Genomic DNA, 18,103 nt, shown 5'->3' with positions numbered 1-18,103 from the left:
CAGCTTAATCTGGAAGGGATTTTTAAGGAAATTAATACCGTCTTTATCGGCGGTTGTATTAAGAAAGCATTTACTTTTCTTTTTGTTCACCGTCGATATAAATCCAGCGGCCGCTAGCATCTCGCCTGAACCGGCTCGCCTCGTGCAGCCGATGCGCGCGCCCGTCCACCTTGTAGCGCGCCACGAACTCGACCTCCTCGTGATCCGCGTCGATCAGCGAATGGCGTTTGATCTGCAAGCCAAGCCAGCGCGTGCTGGTGCCGGAGGCATCGAGATCGGGCGGGCAGGTGGTGTCGTCCCATGTGGCGCGCAGATAGGACGTGTCGCCGAGCACGTAGGCGGTGTAGCGTGAGCGCATCAGTTCCATCGCGTTGGCGGGCGCCGCCTGACCGTCGATGAAACGCCCGCAGCACTCGGCATAACGCGGCGCGCGCGCATTCGGCTTCGCCGCCGGCGATGCCCCGCCGCAAGGACACTCCACCGGCTTCAAGCGTCGACTCCCGGCATCGCGACGTGCCCCGGCTGGGCGCGCACGCGATCGAGCCACGCGCGGATGCCCGGATAGCGCGACAGGTCGAGACCGGCTTCGTCGGCGACATGCGTGTACGCGAAAAGCGCGATATCCGCGACCGTATAACGCTCGCCGACGAGAAAAGTGCGCGTCGCGAGATGCTGCTCCATCACGTCGAGCGCGCGATACGAACCGGCGGTCTTCTCGGGCAGACGCGGATCGTCGGGCTGCTTCAGGAACTGGCGGATGAAGCGCGCGACCGCCACATACGGCTCGTGGCTGTACTGCTCGAAGAACATCCATTGCAGCACTTGCGCGCGTTGCAGGCGATCGTCCGGCATGAGCGATGTGCCGTCGGCGAGATAGCAGAGAATGGCGTCGGATTCGGAGAGCGTCGTCGTCTCGTCGATGCACAGCACCGGCACCTTGCCGTTCGGATTCAGCTTGCGGAACGCATCCGTGCGGGTTGCGCCGTGCATCATGTCGACTTCATGCCAGACGTACGGCAGCTTCAGTTGTTCGAGCGCGAGACGCACCTTGTAGCAGTTGCCGGATGCCGAGACGCCATGCACGTGATAGGTCATTCTTTGCGTTCCCTTTCGAGTCGGATTACCAGTCGAGTTGCGTGCCGTCGTACTGAATGAAGCGGCCGTTGAAGTCGTCGCGCAACGCACGCGCTGCCGCGATCACGGCGCGCATGCCGGTGACGCTGCGCGCCACGTCGATTGCCGCCGACGGTCCGCCCATCTCCGTGCGCACCCAGCCGGGATGCAGCGCGATGCACGCTGAATGCCGCGATTCGATCGACGCCACCTTGATCGCGGAATTGAGCGCCGCCTTGCTCGCGCGATACAGCCAGCCGGTCGCGCCGTTCGTCTCGCTGACGCTGCCCATCTTGCTCGACACGACCGCGAGCACGCCATGCGCGGCATCGGTGAGCGGCAGCAACAGCGGGATGAGCTGCATCGGTCCGCGCACGTTGGTGTGCATCACATCGTCGAAGTCCTCGTTGCTCGGCGCTTCGACGCCTTCCGTGCGCGGGCCGTACACGCCCGACACGATGATCGCGACGTCGAGCCGCTCCTCTTCGAGTTGCCACCCGAGCGCGGCGATCTGCTCCGGCTGCGTGACATCGAGCGAGAAGGTCTGCGCGCCGAGCGCGTCGAGTGACGACAGCGCGGCTTTGTCGCGGGCGGTGGCGAGCACGCGCCAGCCGTCGCGGCAGTACTCGCGCGCGAACTCGTGGCCGATGCCGCGCGATGCGCCGATGATCAGAGCGGTTCTCATGTCGTCGTTCCTGTTGGCTTCAGATGAGTTCGACGCCCATTGCCGTCGCTTCCCCGCCGCCGATGCACAAAGAGGCGACGCCGCGCTTCAACCCGCGCGAGCGCAACGCGCCGATCAGCGTGACGAGAATGCGCGCGCCCGAAGCGCCGATCGGATGCCCCAGCGCGCACGCGCCGCCGTTCACGTTCACCTTGTCGTGAGGCAGGTCGTGTTCGCGCATGGCGGCCATCGTCACGACGGCGAATGCCTCGTTGATTTCGTACAGGTCGACATCGCCCGCGCGCCAGCCGTTCTTGTCGAAGAGTCGGGCGATTGCGCCGACGGGCGCGGTCGTGAACAGCGCCGGCTGCTGCGCGAACGTACTGTGCCCGGCGACGCGCGCAATCGGCGTCACGCCGAGGCGTTCCGCGGTCGATTCGCGCATCATCACCAGCGCCGCCGCGCCATCCGATATCGACGACGAATTCGCCGCCGTCACGGTGCCGTCCTTCGCGAACGCCGGCTTCAGCGACGCAATCTTCTCGATGTTCGCCTTGAACGGCTGTTCGTCGCGCGCAATTCGCGATTCGCCTTTTTTGTCCTGCACGGTGACCGGCGCGATTTCCCATTCGAACGATCCATCCTCGTTCGCGCGTTTCGCGCGGCGCAGCGATTCCACCGCGAACGCATCCTGCGATTCGCGCGAGAACGCATACGACGACGCGCACTGTTCCGCGAACGTGCCCATCAGACGGCCCTTTTCGTAGGCGTCTTCGAGGCCGTCGAGGAACATGTGATCCATCACCTGGCCGTGCCCCATGCGCATGCCGCCGCGCGCTTTCGGCAGCAGATAGGGCGCGTTCGTCATGCTTTCCATGCCGCCCGCGACGATGACTTCCGCCGAGCCTGCAAGCAGCATGTCGTGCGCGAACATCGCGGCGCGCATGCCGGAGCCGCACATCTTGTTGATCGTCGTGCAGCCGGTGGACAGCGGCAAGCCCGCGCCGAGCGCCGCCTGACGCGCGGGCGCCTGGCCCTGGCCTGCAGGCAGCACGCAGCCCATGATCGCTTCGTCGATCCGCTCCGGCGTCAGGCCCGCGCGTTCGACCGCCGCGCGGATCGCCGCCGCGCCGAGTTGCGGCGCGGTCAATGCGGCGAAATCGCCCTGAAACGCGGCCATCGGCGTGCGCGCAGCCGAGACGATGACGACCGCATCGCGTTGTGTCTCACTCATGTTTTAGCTCCTTGATGACGCCCTGAATGACGGCGGGAACATCGCCGAGCCGCGCCGCATCGGACGCGATCACGTCGTTCTCCGCTGCGTGTGCGCCGTCGCGCGTCAACGCGGCGAGGCACGATTGATACGTCGCGTCCACGGCTTCCTGCGAACTGATCATCATGCCCATGTTGCGCAGACGGCCATCGTGAACGCCGTAGGTCCAGCCGTGAATCGTCAGTTCCTGACCGCGCGCCCAGGCATCGCCGACGACGGTCGTGCGGCACACGTTCAGCGTCTGCTCGATCGTGTTCAGTTCCACGAGCCGGCGATGCCGCGCTTCGCCCATCGGCCATTCGTCGAGCAGCGCGGCGTGCTTCTCGCGCACGTCCTCGACGTGACGCAGCCAGTTGTCCGCGAGACCGACGCGCCGTCCGACGAGCGCCGCGCCCACGCCCGAGCAGCCGTAATGGCCGACGACCATGATGTGCTTCACCTTCAGCAGATCGACGGCGAACTGGATCACCGACAGCGCGTTGAGGTCCGAGTGCACGACCACGTTCGCGATATTCCGATGCACGAACACTTCGCCCGGCGGCAAGCCGATGATCTGGTTCGCCGGCACGCGCGAATCGGAGCAGCCGATCCACAGATATTCCGGCGCCTGCTGATGCGCGAGCCGCTCGAAGAAATCCGCGTCCTCGGCGAGCTTGCGCGTGACCCAGCTCTGGTTGTTGTCGAAGAGATGGGCGAGGGGATGAGCGGCTTCGTTGTTTCGGTCAGTCATGTTCGTTTGCTGTGTTGCATGTTTCAAGAATGCGCCGCACCTTGCACTTCAGGCGGCGCGCGCGGAGGCCTTCTCGAACCGGTCCGGATAACGGACGCAGAATCGGATGGCTCCGTCGTAGGGGAAAAAATCGGCGAGTTCGCCTTGCAGCAATTGCTCCTTGTGACGCTGCCAGAGCGCCGGGTCGAAGAAATCCGCGTGATGGCGCATGAAGGCTTCACGCACGCGCGGATCGCCGAGCAGGAACGTGCCGTACGTTTCGGGAAAGATGTCGTGCGGCCCGACGGTATACCACGGCTCGCCCGACAGTTCCTCTTCCTCGTTGCGCGGCGGCGGCACGCGGCGCACGTTGCAATCGGTCAGGTACTCGATCTCGTCGTAATCGTAAAACACGACGCGACCGTGCCGCGTCACGCCGAAGTTCTTGTACAGCATATCGCCGGGAAAAATGTTCGCCTGAATCAACTGCTTGATCGCATCGCCGAATTCCTTGATGCCGTGATCGATGTCATCCGCATTGCCGTTCTGCAGAAAGAGATTCAACGGGACCATGCGACGCTCGATATAGACGTGGCGAATGACCAGCTTGTCGCCTTCGTATTCGATCATCGATGGCGCTTCGTTCTCCAGTTCGCGGATCAGCGAATGATCCAGCCGCGCGAGCGGCAGCGCGACGCTCGAATACTCGAGCGTATCGGCCATGCGGCCCAGCCGGTCGTGGCGCTTCACGAGCAGGTACTTGTCCTCGATTTTCGCGCGCGTGGTGTCCTTGGGCGGCGGGAACGCATCCTTGATGAGCTTGAACACGTAGGGAAACGACGGCAGCGTGAACACGATCATCACGAGCCCCTTGATGCCCGGCGCGATGATGAACTGATCGCTCGAATGTTTCAGGTGATGCAGCAAGTCGCGATAGAACAGGTTCTTGCCCTGCTTCTGCAGACCGAGCGATGTGTAGATTTCCGCGTTCGGCTTCGCCGGCATGATGCTGCCCAGAAACTGCACGTACGCCGACGGCACTTCCATGTCGACGAGAAAATACGAATGCGAGAAGCTGAAGATGATGAGCAATTGCTGACGCTCGAGCAGCACGGTGTCGAGCGCGAGCAGGCCGGGCTTCGTGTGGCGGACGGCGATGGCGAAGGGCAGCAGCGAATCGCCATGAATGATGCGGCCGATGATATATGCCGCCTTGTTGCGAAAGAATAGCGACGACAGTACGTGAATCTGGAAATTCGGCGCGGGCGCGAAGTCGCCGAAAGCGTCTTTCAACGATTGCATCACGCATTGCACGTCGCGCGTGAGGTCTTCGAATGGCGGCTGCAACTGGAAGTTCGTGACGATGCGTTCGAGCGTGGCTGCGAGCCCGTCCTTGTCCGGGTAATACGCGCGATACGTCGGCTTGGCGGCGGGCTCGTCGTTCTCGATGTATTCGGTCGAGATCGCTGGCCGCACGAAGATGAAATCGTTGTTGAAGTACGAGCGATGCAGAATTTTGCAGCACACCGAGTTGAAGAAAGTCTCGGCGCACTCCGGCTGACGATGCGTCGTCAACAAGCCGATGTAATGCAGCTTGATTTGCTGCCATACCTCGTCGTCGATGTTCTCGGCATCGTATTCGTCTTCAAGACGCATCACGCATTCGTCGACACGCTCGTCATACGACGTGATGCGCTCGCGCGCAAGCTGCGAGAGGGCATGCCAGTCGCCTTGCTCGAACAGCGTCTTCGCCTTGACGGCGGCTTCGCGAAAAACGCGGTAATGCCGGTCGAAACCTTCGAGCAGCGTCTGCGCGACATCGAAGCCGATTTGCGACGAGAGCAGCTTGGGAAAGTGGTTCATGTCGGCTCGCATCAGGCGGCTTTCGACCGCCGCGCCCGCTTGTCGATGCCGGCCGCGAGCAGCGCGCGGCCTTGCTCTTCATAAGCGGTGAGTTCGGACAGCGTGGTGTTCAGGTCTTCGAGCTGACGCTGCAGCATTTCACGATGCGCGGCGATGGTGTCGATGAACGCGCGCAGTTGCGCGGTCGTGCCGGTCGGCGAATCGTAGAGATCGAGCAGCGTGCGAATCTCCGACAGCGTGAAGCCGAGCCGCTTGCCGCGCAGCGTGAGTTTCAGGCGCGTGCGGTCGCGCGGCGAATACACGCGGCGCAGGCCGTTCGCGCCTTCGCGTCGCGGCGCGAGCAGGCCCTGATCTTCGTAGAAGCGAATGGCGCGCGGCGTGACGTCGAACTCGCGCGCCAGTTCAGTGATCGTGTAATGCGTGGGCTGAGTCATCTGGAAAGCGCGACGCGCGAACGGGCGTCCGACGATAGAATGACGTTTACGTTATCGTCAACTTCGCCGGATTGCAATGCGGCGCAAACCCCAGAGGCATCGCCGATGAACGCACTCGAACATCAGCTCGATTATGTATTCGCCGAAGAATTGCCCGAGCCGGGCGGCGTGAAGGAAGTGGCCCCCGGCGTCTACTGGCTGCGCATGCCGCTGCCGTTCGCGCTCGATCACATCAATCTGTGGCTGTTGCGCGATGAGATCGACGGCGTGCAAGGCTGGACGGTGGTGGATTGCGGCATTGCGAACGACGGCGTCCGCGCGAACTGGGAGCGTGTCTTCGATACCGTGCTCGACGGCCTGCCCGTGCTGCGCGTGATCGTCACGCATTGCCATCCCGATCACCTCGGCCTCGCCGACTGGGTCTGCAATGGCGGCGACAAGCAACGCTGGAACGTGCGGCTGTGGATGTCGCTCGGCGAATACGCGATGGGCCGCGTGATGGCCGCGGGCGATGGCTCCAACGCGGGCGGCGAACGCGCGGCGCGGCATTTCGCGACGCACGGACTGACCGATGAAGCATCGCTCGATGCGTTGAGAAAGCGCGACAGCTATTACCCGACGCTCGTGCCTTCGATGCCGGGCGAGTTTCGCCGTATCCGCGATGGCGATCGCTTGCGCATTGGCGCGCGTGAATGGGAAGTGGTGACGGGCTATGGTCATTCGCCCGAACATAGCGCGTTGTATTGCGCGTCGGACAAGCTGCTCATCTCCGGCGACATGGTGTTGCCCCGCATCTCGACGAACGTGTCCGTGTTCGCGATCGAGCCGGAAAGCAACCCGCTCGCACTGTATCTCGAGTCGCTCGAACGCTATGAATCCATGCCCGCCGATGTCCTCGCGCTGCCCTCGCACGGCAAGCCGTTTCGCGGCGTGCAGACGCGCATCGGGCAACTGAGGGAGCATCATCGTGCGCGGCTGGCTGAAGTGCGCGAGGCGTGCGCCGAGAAACCCTGCAGCGCCGCCGACATCGTGCCGGTCATGTTCAAGCGCCCGCTCGATATTCACCAGATGACGTTCGCGCTCGGTGAAGCGCTTGCGCACCTGAATCTGCTTTGGCTCGAAGGCGCGTTGAAACGTCAGGCCGGCGAGGATGGCGTGCTGCGGTTCACGCCGGCCTGAGACCGGTTACTGCACGGCAACTGCCCCGAAGTTCTGTCGTCCGAACGGGCTCACGTTATACCCGCTGACATTCGCGCGGGTAAGCGCCGCCGCCGTCGGATAAACGAGCGGAATCCACAGCGCCTGATCGTGGATGATCTTCTGCGCGTCGATATACGACTTCGTGCGTTTCGCGACATCGGGCGTCGCCTTGCCATCCGCGATCAGCTTGTCGAGTTGAGCATCGCAGAAGCGCGCGAAGTTGATGCCCGACTTCACCGCATTGCAACTAAAGAGCGGCGACAGGAAGTTATCCGGGTCGCCGTTGTCGCCGGCCCAGCCCATGAAGAGCATGTCGTGCTGGCCCTGCTTCGCTTCCTTGATCAGCTCTCCCCATTCGATCACCTTCACCTGCGCCTTCACGCCGATCTTCGCGAGGTCGGCCTGCAGGAGCTCCGCGCCCGCCTTCGGATTCGGATTCAGCACGCTGCCATTCGGACGCACCCAGATCGTCGTCTCGAAGCCGTTCGGCAAGCCCGCATCGGCGAGCAGCTTCTTCGCACGATCCGCCGAGTACGGATACGCCTGCACGCTCTTGTCATAGCTCCACGTGTTCGGCGGATACGGATTCACCGCCGGCGATGCGGTGTTGTCGAACACGGTCTTCATGTACGTCGTGCGGTCGAACGCCATGTTCAGCGCCTGACGCACCTTCGGGTTGTCGAGCGGCTTCTTCTGCGTATTCAGCGCGACGAAAGCGGTCATGAACGCGGGCGTCTCGCTGACCTTGAGGGCCTTGTCCTTCTTCGCATCGAGCACGTCCTGCGGCTTCGGCGATAGCGCGATCTGGCATTCGCCCGCCTTGATCTTCTGCGCACGCACCGAGGCATCGGGCGTGATTGCATAGATGAGCCGATCGACCTTCGGCTTCGGTCCCCAGTACGACGGGTTCACGTCGTAGCGGATCACCGCGTCCTTCGTATAGCTCTTGAGCACGAACGGGCCGGTGCCGATGGGCTTGCTGTTGATGTCCAGCTGCTTGTCCGCCTTCAGCAACTGGCCGGCGTACTCGGCCGAATAGATCGAAGCGAAGCCCATCGTGAGAATCGGCACGAACGTCGCGTTCGGCTCGTTCAGCTCGAACTTCACGGTCTGATCGTCGACCTTCGTCACGGCCTTGATGAGCTTCACGAGGCCCATCGACTGCGCGTGCGGAAAGCCGCTTGCGCCCGCCACCTTGTGCCACGGGTTGCTGTCCGACAGCATGCGCTCGAACGTGAAGACGACGTCATCCGCATTGAGCGTGCGCGTCGGCTTGAAGTAGTCGGTTGTCTGGAACTGGACGTTCGGCCGCAGATGGAACGTGTACGTGAGGCCGTCGCTCGATACGTCCCACTTCTGCGCAAGCGATGGCGCGACTTTTTTCGCGGCCTCGTCGTACGAGACCAGCGTATTGAAGACGACGTCCGCCGATGCGTTCGTCGTCACGAGCGAATTGAACTGGACGACATCGAAGCCATCGGGGCTCGATTCCGTGCAGACGGTGAGCGGCTTCGACATCGCGAGCATCGGCGCGGCCATGAGGACGGCGGCGAGCGCGGCGGTGGAGCGGACTTTGAAGCGGTTGAGGCGCATGGATTCTCCCGTGACTCTCGGTCACACATCGGTTTTCTTGTTGCTCGGATCATGCCGGGCCGTCGACGCGTGCAAGCGGCGCGCCCGCGCGACAGCTTATCCAACGGCGCGATCGCCTACAACGAAGCATTGCGCATACCGTTATGCCTCGCGTGGAGCGGGTCGGCTTGCCGAACCGTGTGCATCACGCTAAACTGCCCCCGTCTTTGGGGAGTAGCCTTCCTTCGTCCTTCGAAGGAGAACGCGTCAACATCCTCGGCTCTGCTGCCGTGGCGCGTTCGACCGGTCCGGTTTGGCGAGACCATTGATGCGCTATGTCGTTCCTGGTCGGACGGGCGTGGCGCATCATGGTTCGCTGACGTCCGGCCGTGGAATCATCGTCGTGTCCCCACAATCACAATATTCGTCTCCCTCTCGCGCTGCCATTCGCGTTGGCGCGGCGTCCGCTCTTTATCGTTCGATGCGGGGTGCCGCATGACGATGCTCTTCATCGAACTCGCGCTCATGCTGGCGATCATCCTGATCGCATCCGAGTTGTTCACCAACGCGCTCGAGCATCTCGGCGAGCGGCTCGGCATCTCCGAAGGCGTCACCGGATCGCTGTTCGCGGCGGTCGGCACGGCATTGCCGGAAACGACTGTGCCGATCATCGCGCTTCTCGGCGGCACCGCCAGCCGCACGGTCAACGAAGAGATCGGCGTCGGCGCGATCCTCGGTGCGCCGCTGATGCTCGCGACGCTTTCCACCTGCCTGATGACGCTCGCCATCCTGAAGTCGCGCGGCTTGCGCGGAGTCATCATGCCGGAGCGCAGCGGCTTCACGCGTGACCTCAATTTCTTTCTCGTGGCGTTTTTGATCGCGGCAGGCGCGATGTTCGTGCCGCATCATGCGTGGCAAGTGCGCGCGCTGTTCGCGGGCGGGCTCGTCGTGTTGTACATCATCTACGTGATCGCGACGTTCCGGGCATCCGGCAATCTCGTCGAAAGCGGGCACGGCACCGAAGCGCCCGAGACGCTCTTCATCTCGCGTCTGGGCCTCAAGACGAACATCGGCTCGATCATGCTGCAGTTTCTCGCCGGCATCGTGCTGCTCGTCGGCGGCGCGAAGGGCTTCATTCACGGCGTCGAGGGCGTGTCTCAGGCGCTGGGGATATCGGCGCTGCTGCTGTCGCTCATCATCATTCCGATCGCGACGGAGCTGCCGGAAAAGGTGAACAGCATTCTGTGGGCACGACGCGGGAAGGACACGCTCGCGTTCGGCAACATCACCGGCGCGATGGTGTTTCAGGGCACGTTGCTGCCGGGTATTGGCATCATGCTGACGCCGTGGGAGCCGCGAGTCGAAGTGTTGACCGGCGTGCTGATCACGCTCGCGGCGGCGGCGTGGCTGCGCTTTCATGCGCGCGGCAATGGCGTCGCGCTGTGGGCGCTGCTGGGCAATGGCGTGCTGTATGCCGCCTATCTGACGTTGACGCTCGGACGCTGACGCCCGGCCAAAGAAAAATGCCCGCGCGAGGCGGGCATCGATGTTCATGCAGCGCGTCGGACATCGGCGCGTTGTTCTTGTTGTTGTTTGTTTAACGGCGTTGAGCGGGGAAACTTTAGAGGCGCGCGGCCTGTTGATAACGGCTTGCCGCGTCGATGCGCGCGGAGGCTTCGCTGAAGCCCTTGCCCAGCGAGACGCGCGCGGCGTCCGCCGTCTGCATCAACGAGGCGTCGAGCGCCTGGATGTCGCGGGCCGCCTGAAGCGTTGCAGGCTCGTGATCGTTCTGCAACTGCATGATGATCGGCGAGCGCAGTTCGGCCACGCGCGCCGCTTCCATCCAGTCGCCAGCGGCAGCGGCCGCGCCCATCGCGCGCGTGAGCGCCACTGCGTTCGTCAGCAATTCGTGTTGGCTCACATCCGTCTCCGTGCGTCGCCTGTTACTTGTTCGTTGCCAGCGCGCCCGCGCTGTTCGTGCCGCCGAAAAGCTGCGTCAGATACGCCGTGTTGTTCTGCATCGTCGCCATCAGCGTGTTGAGCGCCGTGAACTGCGAGTTGTATTGCGTGGTCAGGCTATCGGCGTAGGTCTGGAGCTTGGCCGTCTGATCGGTCAGGCTCTTCAGGTCCGCGTTGAGCGCCGTCGTGCGCGTGTCGATGATGCCGCCCGTCTGCAGGAACGTCGTGATCTTCGAGCTGAGTTGCTTGCCGATGCCGTTCGTCTGGCTGAACAACTGCTGCACGCGAGTCGGGCTGTTCGACAGCGCGGTCGAGAGCTTCGAATCGTCGATGGACAGCGTGCCGTCGTCCTGAAGGTCGATGCCGATCGAAGCCAGGTTCGTCGTGACCGACGTCGATCCGGAGGTGGACGCGACGCCGCTCGTGACGATATTCGCGAGCGTGCTCCGGATCGTCTGCAGCATCGAATCGCCGAGCAGGACGCCGCCTTGCGAGCCAGCCGCTTTCGTCGAGTCGAAGGTGGACAGCGCGGCTGCCTGGCTCACGAACGAGTTGTAGGCATCGACGAACGACTTGATCGTGCTCTTTTCCTTGGTCGTGTCGGAAGCCACGGTCAGCGTTTGCGTGCTGCCGGCCGCAGCGGAGGCGAGATTGAGCGTCACGCCGCCGATGGCCGTCGTGAGCGTGTTCGTCGAACTCGTGACGGCGGTGCCGTCGACCGTCAGCGATGCGTCCTTTGCCTGCGACGTTTCCGTGTAGTTGCTGCTGCCCGCGCTGTACGAAAGCGATGAATCGACGCCCGCGCCCGCGGTCACCGAGATCGTGTTCGATGCGCCCGTGGTCTTCGAGGCGAGCACGAGGTGCTGGCCGTCGGTGCCGGTCACGATGGTCGCGCTGATGCCAGGGTTGTCGTTGGCCGAGTTGATCGACGATGCGATGCTCGCCAGCGTGTTCGTGCCGTCGAGCGCGACGTTCATCGAAGTCGATCCGAGACTGAGCGTGAGCGTGCCGGTGCCGAACGTGTCGGTGGCCGCGTGCGCCGTCGACGAGATCTTTTGCGCGCTCGCCACGTTGTTGACCTTGATCTCGTACGAACCGGCGACCGCGCTCGTGCCGGCGGTGGCGGTCAGTCCGCTGCCGCTTGCCGTCGCCGTGTACGCCGCGAGCGCCGTGCCGTCGGACAGACCGGAAAGCGACGATTGCAGCGAGGACAGCGCGGACTTGATCTGCGAGACGGCGGACAACAGCGTGTTGTCGCTCGATGTCTTGTTCGCGATCTGAGTGGCCTGCGCCGTCGTTTTGGCGGTGACGAGCGAGCCGACGAGCGTGGAGACATCCAGCGACGAATTTGTCGCGCCGCTGATGATGGACTGCGCGGCAGCAGCGAGCGTGGCGCTGATGTTGGACGAACTCGTGGACGAGGTGGTGGTGGTCATCGGATGCTCCGGACGGACTGCCTATCAGGTTGCGAGCTTTCGTGAGCGGCGCGGCGAACATCTCCGTGCGCCGCTAACGAAAGCTGGGAGGCAAGCCTCCCAGTCGAGCACTGAACCCCGCCAAACCGCGGCGGGGTGAGTGAGTGCGCCTTAGCCGAGGAGCTTCAGCACTTGCTGCGGCATCGAGTTCGCTTGCGCCAGAACCGAGATACCGGCTTGCTGCAGCACTTGAGCCTTCGACAGGTTCGCCGTTTCTTGCGCGAAGTCCGCGTCGGTGATGGCCGACTGTGCCGCGGTCAGGTTGGTCGACTGCGATTGGAGGCTGGTGACAGCCGACGTGAAGCGGTTCTGCTCAGCGCCCAGCGTCGATTGCAGCGTGTTGACCGTGTCGAGCGCGGTGTCGACATAGCCGATCACGTCTTGAGCGCCGCTTGCCGTCGAGATGTCGACGCTCACCGAACCGAACAGGCCGGTCGAGCCCATCGAGACGCTGCCGAAGTCGACGCTCAGCGTCTGGTTCGCCACTGCGCCGATCTGGAACGACACCGACGAAACCGAGCCCGACAGCATGGCCTGGCCGTTGAACGTCGTCTGGTTCGCAACGCGATCCAGTTCGCCGAGACGCTGGGTCACTTCCGTCTGGAGGTAGCCGCGCTGCGTGTCGGAGAGCGAGCCGTCAGCAGCCTGAACTGCCAGCTGGCGGACACGTTGCAAGTTGTCCGTCGTGGAGCTGAGGCCGCCCGACGCCGTCTGGATCATCGAGATTGCGTTGTTTGCGTTCGACACGCCTTGGTTCAGCGCGTTGACGTACGACGTCATGTTCGTCGAAATCGCGAGACCTGCTGCATCGTCAGCTGCGCTGTTGATGCGCTTGCCCGACGAAAGGCGGTTGATTGCCGACGACAGGGCGCTTTGCGAACCGGCCAGGTTCTTTTGCGTAGCTTGCGACAGCGTGTTGGTATTGATGTTCAACATGGCTTGTTTTCCCTCTTTAAAGTATGGCGACTTTAGCGCCTACATCAGTTACGGCGTCGCGCTGTTTTAGAACTTACGCTGACCGCCTTACCTAGGTTATCGGGCTGCCCGAAAAAAACTTTAGGGCTTATGCACCCGGTGTTTTCGATCGGCCGGAAAGCCTTGCGGGATGGGCCTTTCGGCCTTCCTGCTGGGCTTTACCGGATCTGATCGGCAAATAAAAACTACAAGGCGTGCGCCATTTGCGCGACGGCGGCTTTAGCGAGCGGACGGAAAATCAGCCGTACCACTTGCTGAGATTGTTCCTTTGCCGCCGGCAAATAAATCAGTCCGTTCGGTGAAACCTGATAAATGCCGGGTTCACGTTCTTCCATGCCGTCGAGAATGATCTCGCTGCCTGCTTCGAGCGCGCGCTGGCGATCGAATTCGGCGCTCGAATCCAGAAACTCTGCTGAGAAAGTCGTCGCCGATTCAAGCTGCATCCAGCTCAGTTCACGCCCGATCATCAACGCGGTATCGAACTGGGAACGCGGCAGCACGACGGAATAGAAACCGTCGTAAGTCGCACGCGCCGAGACGTTCTGAGTTGCGCTCTCATTGCCCCGCACGAAGAGCGCGGGTACATCGAGCCGCCGGTAGGACGTATCGTCGACGGTGAAGTTGAGCCGGTGACGGCGAATCGACATCAAAAAGATCGCCTGGTCGATGCCCGCATAGCGCATCTCCGACGGATAGCCGGTGCGGAAACCCTTGCCGATGCTGCGCATATAGAACGGTCCGCGCTGGCGCAGCCCCTTGATGCCGGCGTCGACGTTGGCCACGTCGAACGCGATATCCGTGCCGACGTTCAGTTCGAAAAGCGACTTGGCGCTGCGCGCGATTTCGTCGTGCTCGGGCAGATAGACGAGCCGCGCGAGTTCGATCGCCGCGGTCACGCGCAGCCGCTCGCGCGTGAGCTTCGGCAGATGGATGGCGGGCGTCGCCTCCACGTCGCGGATGAACTGCAAGCACGCTTGCTGGATCGTGTGCGTCGTGTCGAGCTGCATGTTGCCCTTCTTGAGGCCGGCGAGAATCGGCGTGCCGTCCTCCTCGTAGGCGATCACGCTGCCGGAGTTGATGGCGCACATCTGCTCGAAATCGCCGATATGCGCGATCAGCGTTTCGACGACGTTCTCATCGGTCCAGCTCGAATCGATCAGCGCCTTGCGGTCGAGATGCGATCCCGGCGAATCGAGCGAGGCGAAGTATCGGCCGATCACGTCCACGTCGAAATGCCGCTTGAAGACGTCGCGGATGGCGTGCTGAATGGTCCCGTAATAGCCGAGGTCCGCGAGCACGAGCGTATCGCCGCGCTCGAGGCCGACGGTCTGCTGAAGATGGCGGAACAGCCGCAGGCGCAGCGCGTTCGACTGGCTCACGATGGTCTTTTCCGTCGCGCGCTCGGCCAGCAGCTTGCGGAACTCCTGCGCCGGGGCCTTCGCCTTGGTCGCGCGTGCGAGCACTTTCTTCTTGAGCGCGGGCGGCATCAACATCTGGTCGCAGATGACGTGCAGCGGGTGCGAGCTTGCGTGCTTGCCCGCATAGCGCTGGATGCTCTCGCCGCTATCGAACGAGACGGCCACGGCGGTGAAGCGGCTCAGATAGACCGGATCGCTCATTTCCTCGTTCGACATGACCCGGCACGCGAGCCTCAGCAGATGGCCGTCGCGCATGAGGAACGCGAACTTGTGCGGCTTGCCGGTCGCGTTCAGCTCGCGGCGCTCATCGAGAATGAAGCGCGCGAAGCTGTAGAGGATCGGACCCAGCGCCCAGTAACCGACGCGTTCGTCCGGTTCCTGCGTGCGCGTGAGTTGCTGCGCCTTGAGGCCGTGATAGAGGCTCGGGGCCGCTTGCGTCGCGCGGATCGCGGGAAACAGCAGGCGCGCCGCCATGAGCCGCTGGCGTTCGGCCTTCACGGTTTCTTCGTCGCGCTGCAGAAAATGCACGCAGCCGATTCCAAGCGACATCGGCGCGGCGTAGTCGGCCACCGGGTTGTCGCCGGTATGCAAAATCTCCGATGCGCTCACGCCCAGCTTGGCCATGAGCCTGGGCCACAGGCCGCTCGACTTGCCGAAACCGAATTCGGACGAGCAGAAGACGTGATCGAGCAGCGTTTCGAGCTCGGGCGCGGTCGCGAACAGGATGCGGCGCAGTTGCGCCTCGCTGTAGTAAGTATCGCTGACGATAGCCACGGCCAGGCCGCGCGCCTTCGCTTCGCGCATTAGCGCGAGAACCGGCTCGAAAGCGAAGCCGATCTCGATCTCCTTCTGCACTTCGCGTTCGGCCAGTTCGCGCACGATGGATTCATCGGCCTGCGGCGCGCATACCGCATAGATTTCTTCGAGCGAGGCTTCGATCGTGCCGTTCTTGAACGAGCGGTTGGTGCGCGCGGTGGCTTCGGCCTGCGAGCGCACCCGAGCGCCAATGCGATGGGCGACGAACAACGGATCCTCGGCGAGCGCGTAATAGACGTCGCTCGGTTCGGCCACGCCGCGCCAGAAGATCGTGTCGAAACAGTCGAAGGTGGCGATCTTGCGACCGTCGAGCTTTGCGGACCAGGCCGCCATCAGGTCTGCGGCCGGTATGTTGCGGTCGGTCATGTTCAGGATGCTCCTCTTGCGCTTGCGGGCGTCGGAATGTTGGACGGATCAGCGCGCGTGTGCGGCGATCACGGTGAGATAGTTCGCGAGGCGGTTCTCTTCGACGCGCGCCAGCAGCGGGTTGTTGTGATACGGAGCGAGGATTTGCGCGATCGCCTCGATGCACGGATGCGTGCGCTCGATCAGCACGGCGAGGCCGAACACGAGCGGAATCACCGCGTACACATAGCCGGTGTCGGACTGCTCGATGAAATCTTCCAGCGCGGTCATCACGCCATTGCGCGGGCCGCCTTCCTGATCGGCATAGGCGAACGAGCCTTCCGGCGAGCCGAAGCCGCCGCGCACCTTGCCCGGATTGCCGAGCGTCACGCCGTTGCCGTAGCTGTACGGCTGACGAAACTGCTCGGGAATCGCGTGCGGGTTGTAGTACTGATCGCGGCGGCCGGCGGGCCAGCAGACGTCGTGCATGAAGGCGAGCACCGGCTTGCCGTCGGCGTGCGAGCGTTCTTCGATCAGCCGCAGTTCGTTGAAGACGGTGTACCAGTTGTGATCGCCGTCGATGAACCATGCGTCGACATCCGCGATGAGCGGGATGGCGTCATGGCTTATCCCGCGCTGCAATTCGATATGCGCCGTGCTTTCGATCCACGCGGTCGCTTCGGGGCGCGGCATAGGATCGATGCAGGTCAGGGTGGCGCCGTGGGCTTGCGCCCAGTCGGACAAAATGCGGGTGTTGCCGCCGAATTCCAGCCCGATCTCCGCGATCTTGCGGGGTGCGCAGATATCGAGAATGGGAAGGGTGACCGGCGCGAACTCGGCCATCGAGTAGATCAGCAAATTGCTCATGTTCAGGGCCCAGTGGGCTTCAAAAGACTTTTTCGGACTGAAGCGATGTTAGGTGAAGCCCCGCAAACGAAAGTCTCGAAAAGGGGGCGCTTTTCCCCTCAGTTTTCCTTTTAGTTTTACGTTTGCCGGCTGAGGGCGCGCGCCTGCAGGCGGCGAGGGCCGCATGTATCATCGGCTGACGCATTTTTTCCAACGGAGAGTGGACCCATGCAAACCCGCAGCATCGGCACATCGGATCTCAAGGTCGCGCCGCTCGTGTTCGGCGGCAACGTGTTCGGCTGGACGGCCGACGAGCGCACGTCGTTCTCCATCCTCGACGCCTTCGTCGATCACGGCCTCAACTTCGTCGACACGGCAGACGTGTATTCCGCATGGGTGGACGGGCATCAGGGCGGCGAGTCCGAAGCGATCATCGGCAAGTGGTTCAAGGAAAGCGGCAAGCGCCACAAGATCGTGCTCGCGACCAAGGTCGGCATGCTCGGTACGCGCGCCGGGCTGTCGGCGGCGAACATCGCGGCTGCCGTCGACGATTCGCTGCGCCGCCTGAAAACCGATTACATCGACGTCTACTTTTCCCATCTCGACGACGACAAGACGCCGCTCGACGAGACGCTCGACGCATATCAGAAGCTCATCGCGGCGGGGAAGGTGCGGGTGATCGGCGCGTCGAACTACAAGGGCGAGCGGCTGGAAGAAGCGCTGCGGGTCTCGAAGGAATCGGGATTGCCGGCGTACCAGATTCTTCAGCCGGAGTACAACCTCTATGACCGCGAAGGCTATGAGACCGATCTCGAGCCCGTCGTGGAGAAGCACAAGATTGCGGTCGTCACGTATTTCAGCCTGGCGAGCGGCTTTCTGTCGGGCAAGTACCGCTCGAAAGACGACACGACGCAGGCGGCGCGCGGCTCGCGCGTCGAGAAGTATCTGAACGATCGCGGGCTGAATATCGTCGATGCGCTCGTCGAAGTGGCGACGCGCAACAGCACGACGCCCGCGACGGTCGCGCTGGCGTGGGTCATCGCGCGGCCGAGCGTGACCGCGCCGATCGCCAGCGCGACATCGGTGAAGCAACTCGAAAGCCTTGCCGCCGCGACGCAACTCCAGCTTTCCGCCGAAGACCTGAAAATCCTCGACGAAGCCAGCGCCTGGCAGAAATAGATCTGTTGCATCAAAGGCTTGGCGTGTCTTGAAGAGTTGGCAGGGGCGCGATGTTCTGGTAACATCGCGCCCGAATCGAGAAATGTGCCCGGTTTCTTGCCTTCGCCGCTAAATATGACAACGTCAAAAGCTGGCGGCGAACGGCTCAGAATTGCGCGTTCAGGTTTCTCTCGCGAACACGCATGCCGCTCTCGCGGTCGAATCTCAACTCTCTCTTTTCCGGCCTCCGTGGCCGCTTTGCTCGTGTCCGCCCGTCGCACCT

General features: G+C 63.0%; 16 protein-coding genes and 1 riboswitch. Of the genes, 3 read left to right on the top strand and 13 right to left on the bottom strand.

Translation table 11 applies throughout. The annotated features are described in order from the left end of the window. Positions 1 to 70: 70 nt before the first annotated feature. From LDZ21_RS13120 to LDZ21_RS13090, 7 genes are read right to left on the bottom strand one after another with little or no spacing between them, the layout of a single operon-like run. Positions 71 to 490: a YchJ family protein gene (locus tag LDZ21_RS13120; protein WP_244793658.1), complete on the bottom strand. Its 420-nt coding sequence runs from the start codon at positions 488 to 490 to the stop codon at positions 71 to 73. Next, positions 487 to 1,095 (bottom strand): glutathione S-transferase family protein, encoded by a 609-nt coding sequence (locus LDZ21_RS13115; RefSeq protein WP_244793657.1) that lies wholly within the window; start codon positions 1,093 to 1,095, stop codon positions 487 to 489. The genes LDZ21_RS13120 and LDZ21_RS13115 overlap by 4 nt, the downstream gene beginning before the upstream one ends. 25 nt (positions 1,096 to 1,120) lie before the next feature. Beyond that, complete coding sequence (locus LDZ21_RS13110) at positions 1,121 to 1,798, bottom strand: SDR family oxidoreductase (RefSeq protein ID WP_244793656.1); 678 nt, start codon at positions 1,796 to 1,798, stop codon at positions 1,121 to 1,123. 19 nt (positions 1,799 to 1,817) lie between these two features. Beyond that, the gene (locus tag LDZ21_RS13105) at positions 1,818 to 3,011 is read right to left on the bottom strand and encodes an acetyl-CoA C-acetyltransferase (protein WP_244793655.1); all 1,194 of its coding nucleotides are present in this window, start codon (positions 3,009 to 3,011) and stop codon (positions 1,818 to 1,820) included. Next, positions 3,004 to 3,780, bottom strand: coding sequence for a carbonate dehydratase (can, locus tag LDZ21_RS13100; RefSeq protein ID WP_035967145.1), 777 nt, complete (start codon positions 3,778 to 3,780; stop codon positions 3,004 to 3,006). Before can ends, LDZ21_RS13105 begins: the two co-directional genes overlap by 8 nt. Positions 3,781 to 3,828: 48 nt before the next feature. Next, positions 3,829 to 5,622: a bifunctional isocitrate dehydrogenase kinase/phosphatase gene (aceK, locus tag LDZ21_RS13095; protein ID WP_244793654.1), complete on the bottom strand. Its 1,794-nt coding sequence runs from the start codon at positions 5,620 to 5,622 to the stop codon at positions 3,829 to 3,831. 11 nt (positions 5,623 to 5,633) lie between these two features. Beyond that, on the bottom strand, positions 5,634 to 6,056 hold the full coding sequence (locus LDZ21_RS13090; protein WP_035967142.1) for a MerR family transcriptional regulator: 423 nt from the start codon (positions 6,054 to 6,056) through the stop codon (positions 5,634 to 5,636). A gap of 105 nt (positions 6,057 to 6,161) precedes the next feature. Here LDZ21_RS13090 and LDZ21_RS13085 point away from each other — a divergent pair, with 105 nt between their 5' ends. Beyond that, entirely contained in the window at positions 6,162 to 7,235 is a 1,074-nt protein-coding gene (locus LDZ21_RS13085; RefSeq protein WP_244793653.1) for an MBL fold metallo-hydrolase, read from the top strand. 6 nt (positions 7,236 to 7,241) lie between these two features. On the opposite strand, the gene LDZ21_RS13080 is transcribed toward LDZ21_RS13085, so the two are convergent. After that, a complete protein-coding gene (locus LDZ21_RS13080; protein WP_404980487.1) occupies positions 7,242 to 8,849 on the bottom strand; it encodes an ABC transporter substrate-binding protein in 1,608 nt (535 codons plus the stop codon). Positions 8,850 to 9,045: 196 nt separating this feature from the next. Further along, positions 9,046 to 9,219, top strand: a riboswitch (yybP-ykoY riboswitch). A gap of 104 nt (positions 9,220 to 9,323) precedes the next feature. Between LDZ21_RS13080 and LDZ21_RS13075 the strand changes: the two genes are divergently transcribed. After that, complete coding sequence (locus LDZ21_RS13075; protein WP_244793652.1) at positions 9,324 to 10,334, top strand: sodium:calcium antiporter; 1,011 nt, start codon at positions 9,324 to 9,326, stop codon at positions 10,332 to 10,334. 115 nt (positions 10,335 to 10,449) lie between these two features. Here LDZ21_RS13075 and fliT read toward each other — a convergent pair whose 3' ends face one another. The 5 genes from fliT to LDZ21_RS13050 all read right to left on the bottom strand — a co-directional run bounded on the left by fliT (position 10,450) and on the right by LDZ21_RS13050 (position 16,683). Next, on the bottom strand, positions 10,450 to 10,749 hold the full coding sequence (fliT, locus tag LDZ21_RS13070) for a flagellar protein FliT (RefSeq protein ID WP_244793651.1): 300 nt from the start codon (positions 10,747 to 10,749) through the stop codon (positions 10,450 to 10,452). Between the two features lie 22 nt (positions 10,750 to 10,771). Beyond that, entirely contained in the window at positions 10,772 to 12,223 is a 1,452-nt protein-coding gene (gene fliD / locus LDZ21_RS13065) for a flagellar filament capping protein FliD (RefSeq protein WP_244793650.1), read from the bottom strand. A 150-nt stretch (positions 12,224 to 12,373) separates the two neighbouring features. After that, entirely contained in the window at positions 12,374 to 13,198 is an 825-nt protein-coding gene (locus LDZ21_RS13060) for a flagellin domain-containing protein (RefSeq protein WP_035967137.1), read from the bottom strand. 224 nt (positions 13,199 to 13,422) lie between these two features. Continuing rightward, a complete protein-coding gene (locus tag LDZ21_RS13055; RefSeq protein ID WP_244793649.1) occupies positions 13,423 to 15,837 on the bottom strand; it encodes an HAD family hydrolase in 2,415 nt (804 codons plus the stop codon). Between the two features lie 48 nt (positions 15,838 to 15,885). After that, positions 15,886 to 16,683 (bottom strand): class I SAM-dependent methyltransferase, encoded by a 798-nt coding sequence (locus LDZ21_RS13050; RefSeq protein WP_244793648.1) that lies wholly within the window; start codon positions 16,681 to 16,683, stop codon positions 15,886 to 15,888. A 207-nt stretch (positions 16,684 to 16,890) separates the two neighbouring features. Between LDZ21_RS13050 and LDZ21_RS13045 the strand changes: the two genes are divergently transcribed. Then, entirely contained in the window at positions 16,891 to 17,841 is a 951-nt protein-coding gene (locus LDZ21_RS13045; RefSeq protein ID WP_244793647.1) for an aldo/keto reductase, read from the top strand. Positions 17,842 to 18,103 lie beyond the last annotated feature (262 nt).

It is taken from the genome of Caballeronia grimmiae (genome assembly GCF_022879615.1).
In the GTDB taxonomy this organism is placed as follows: Bacteria; Pseudomonadota; Gammaproteobacteria; order Burkholderiales; family Burkholderiaceae; genus Caballeronia; species Caballeronia grimmiae.
This window is presented reverse-complemented; position numbering and strand designations above follow the sequence as displayed.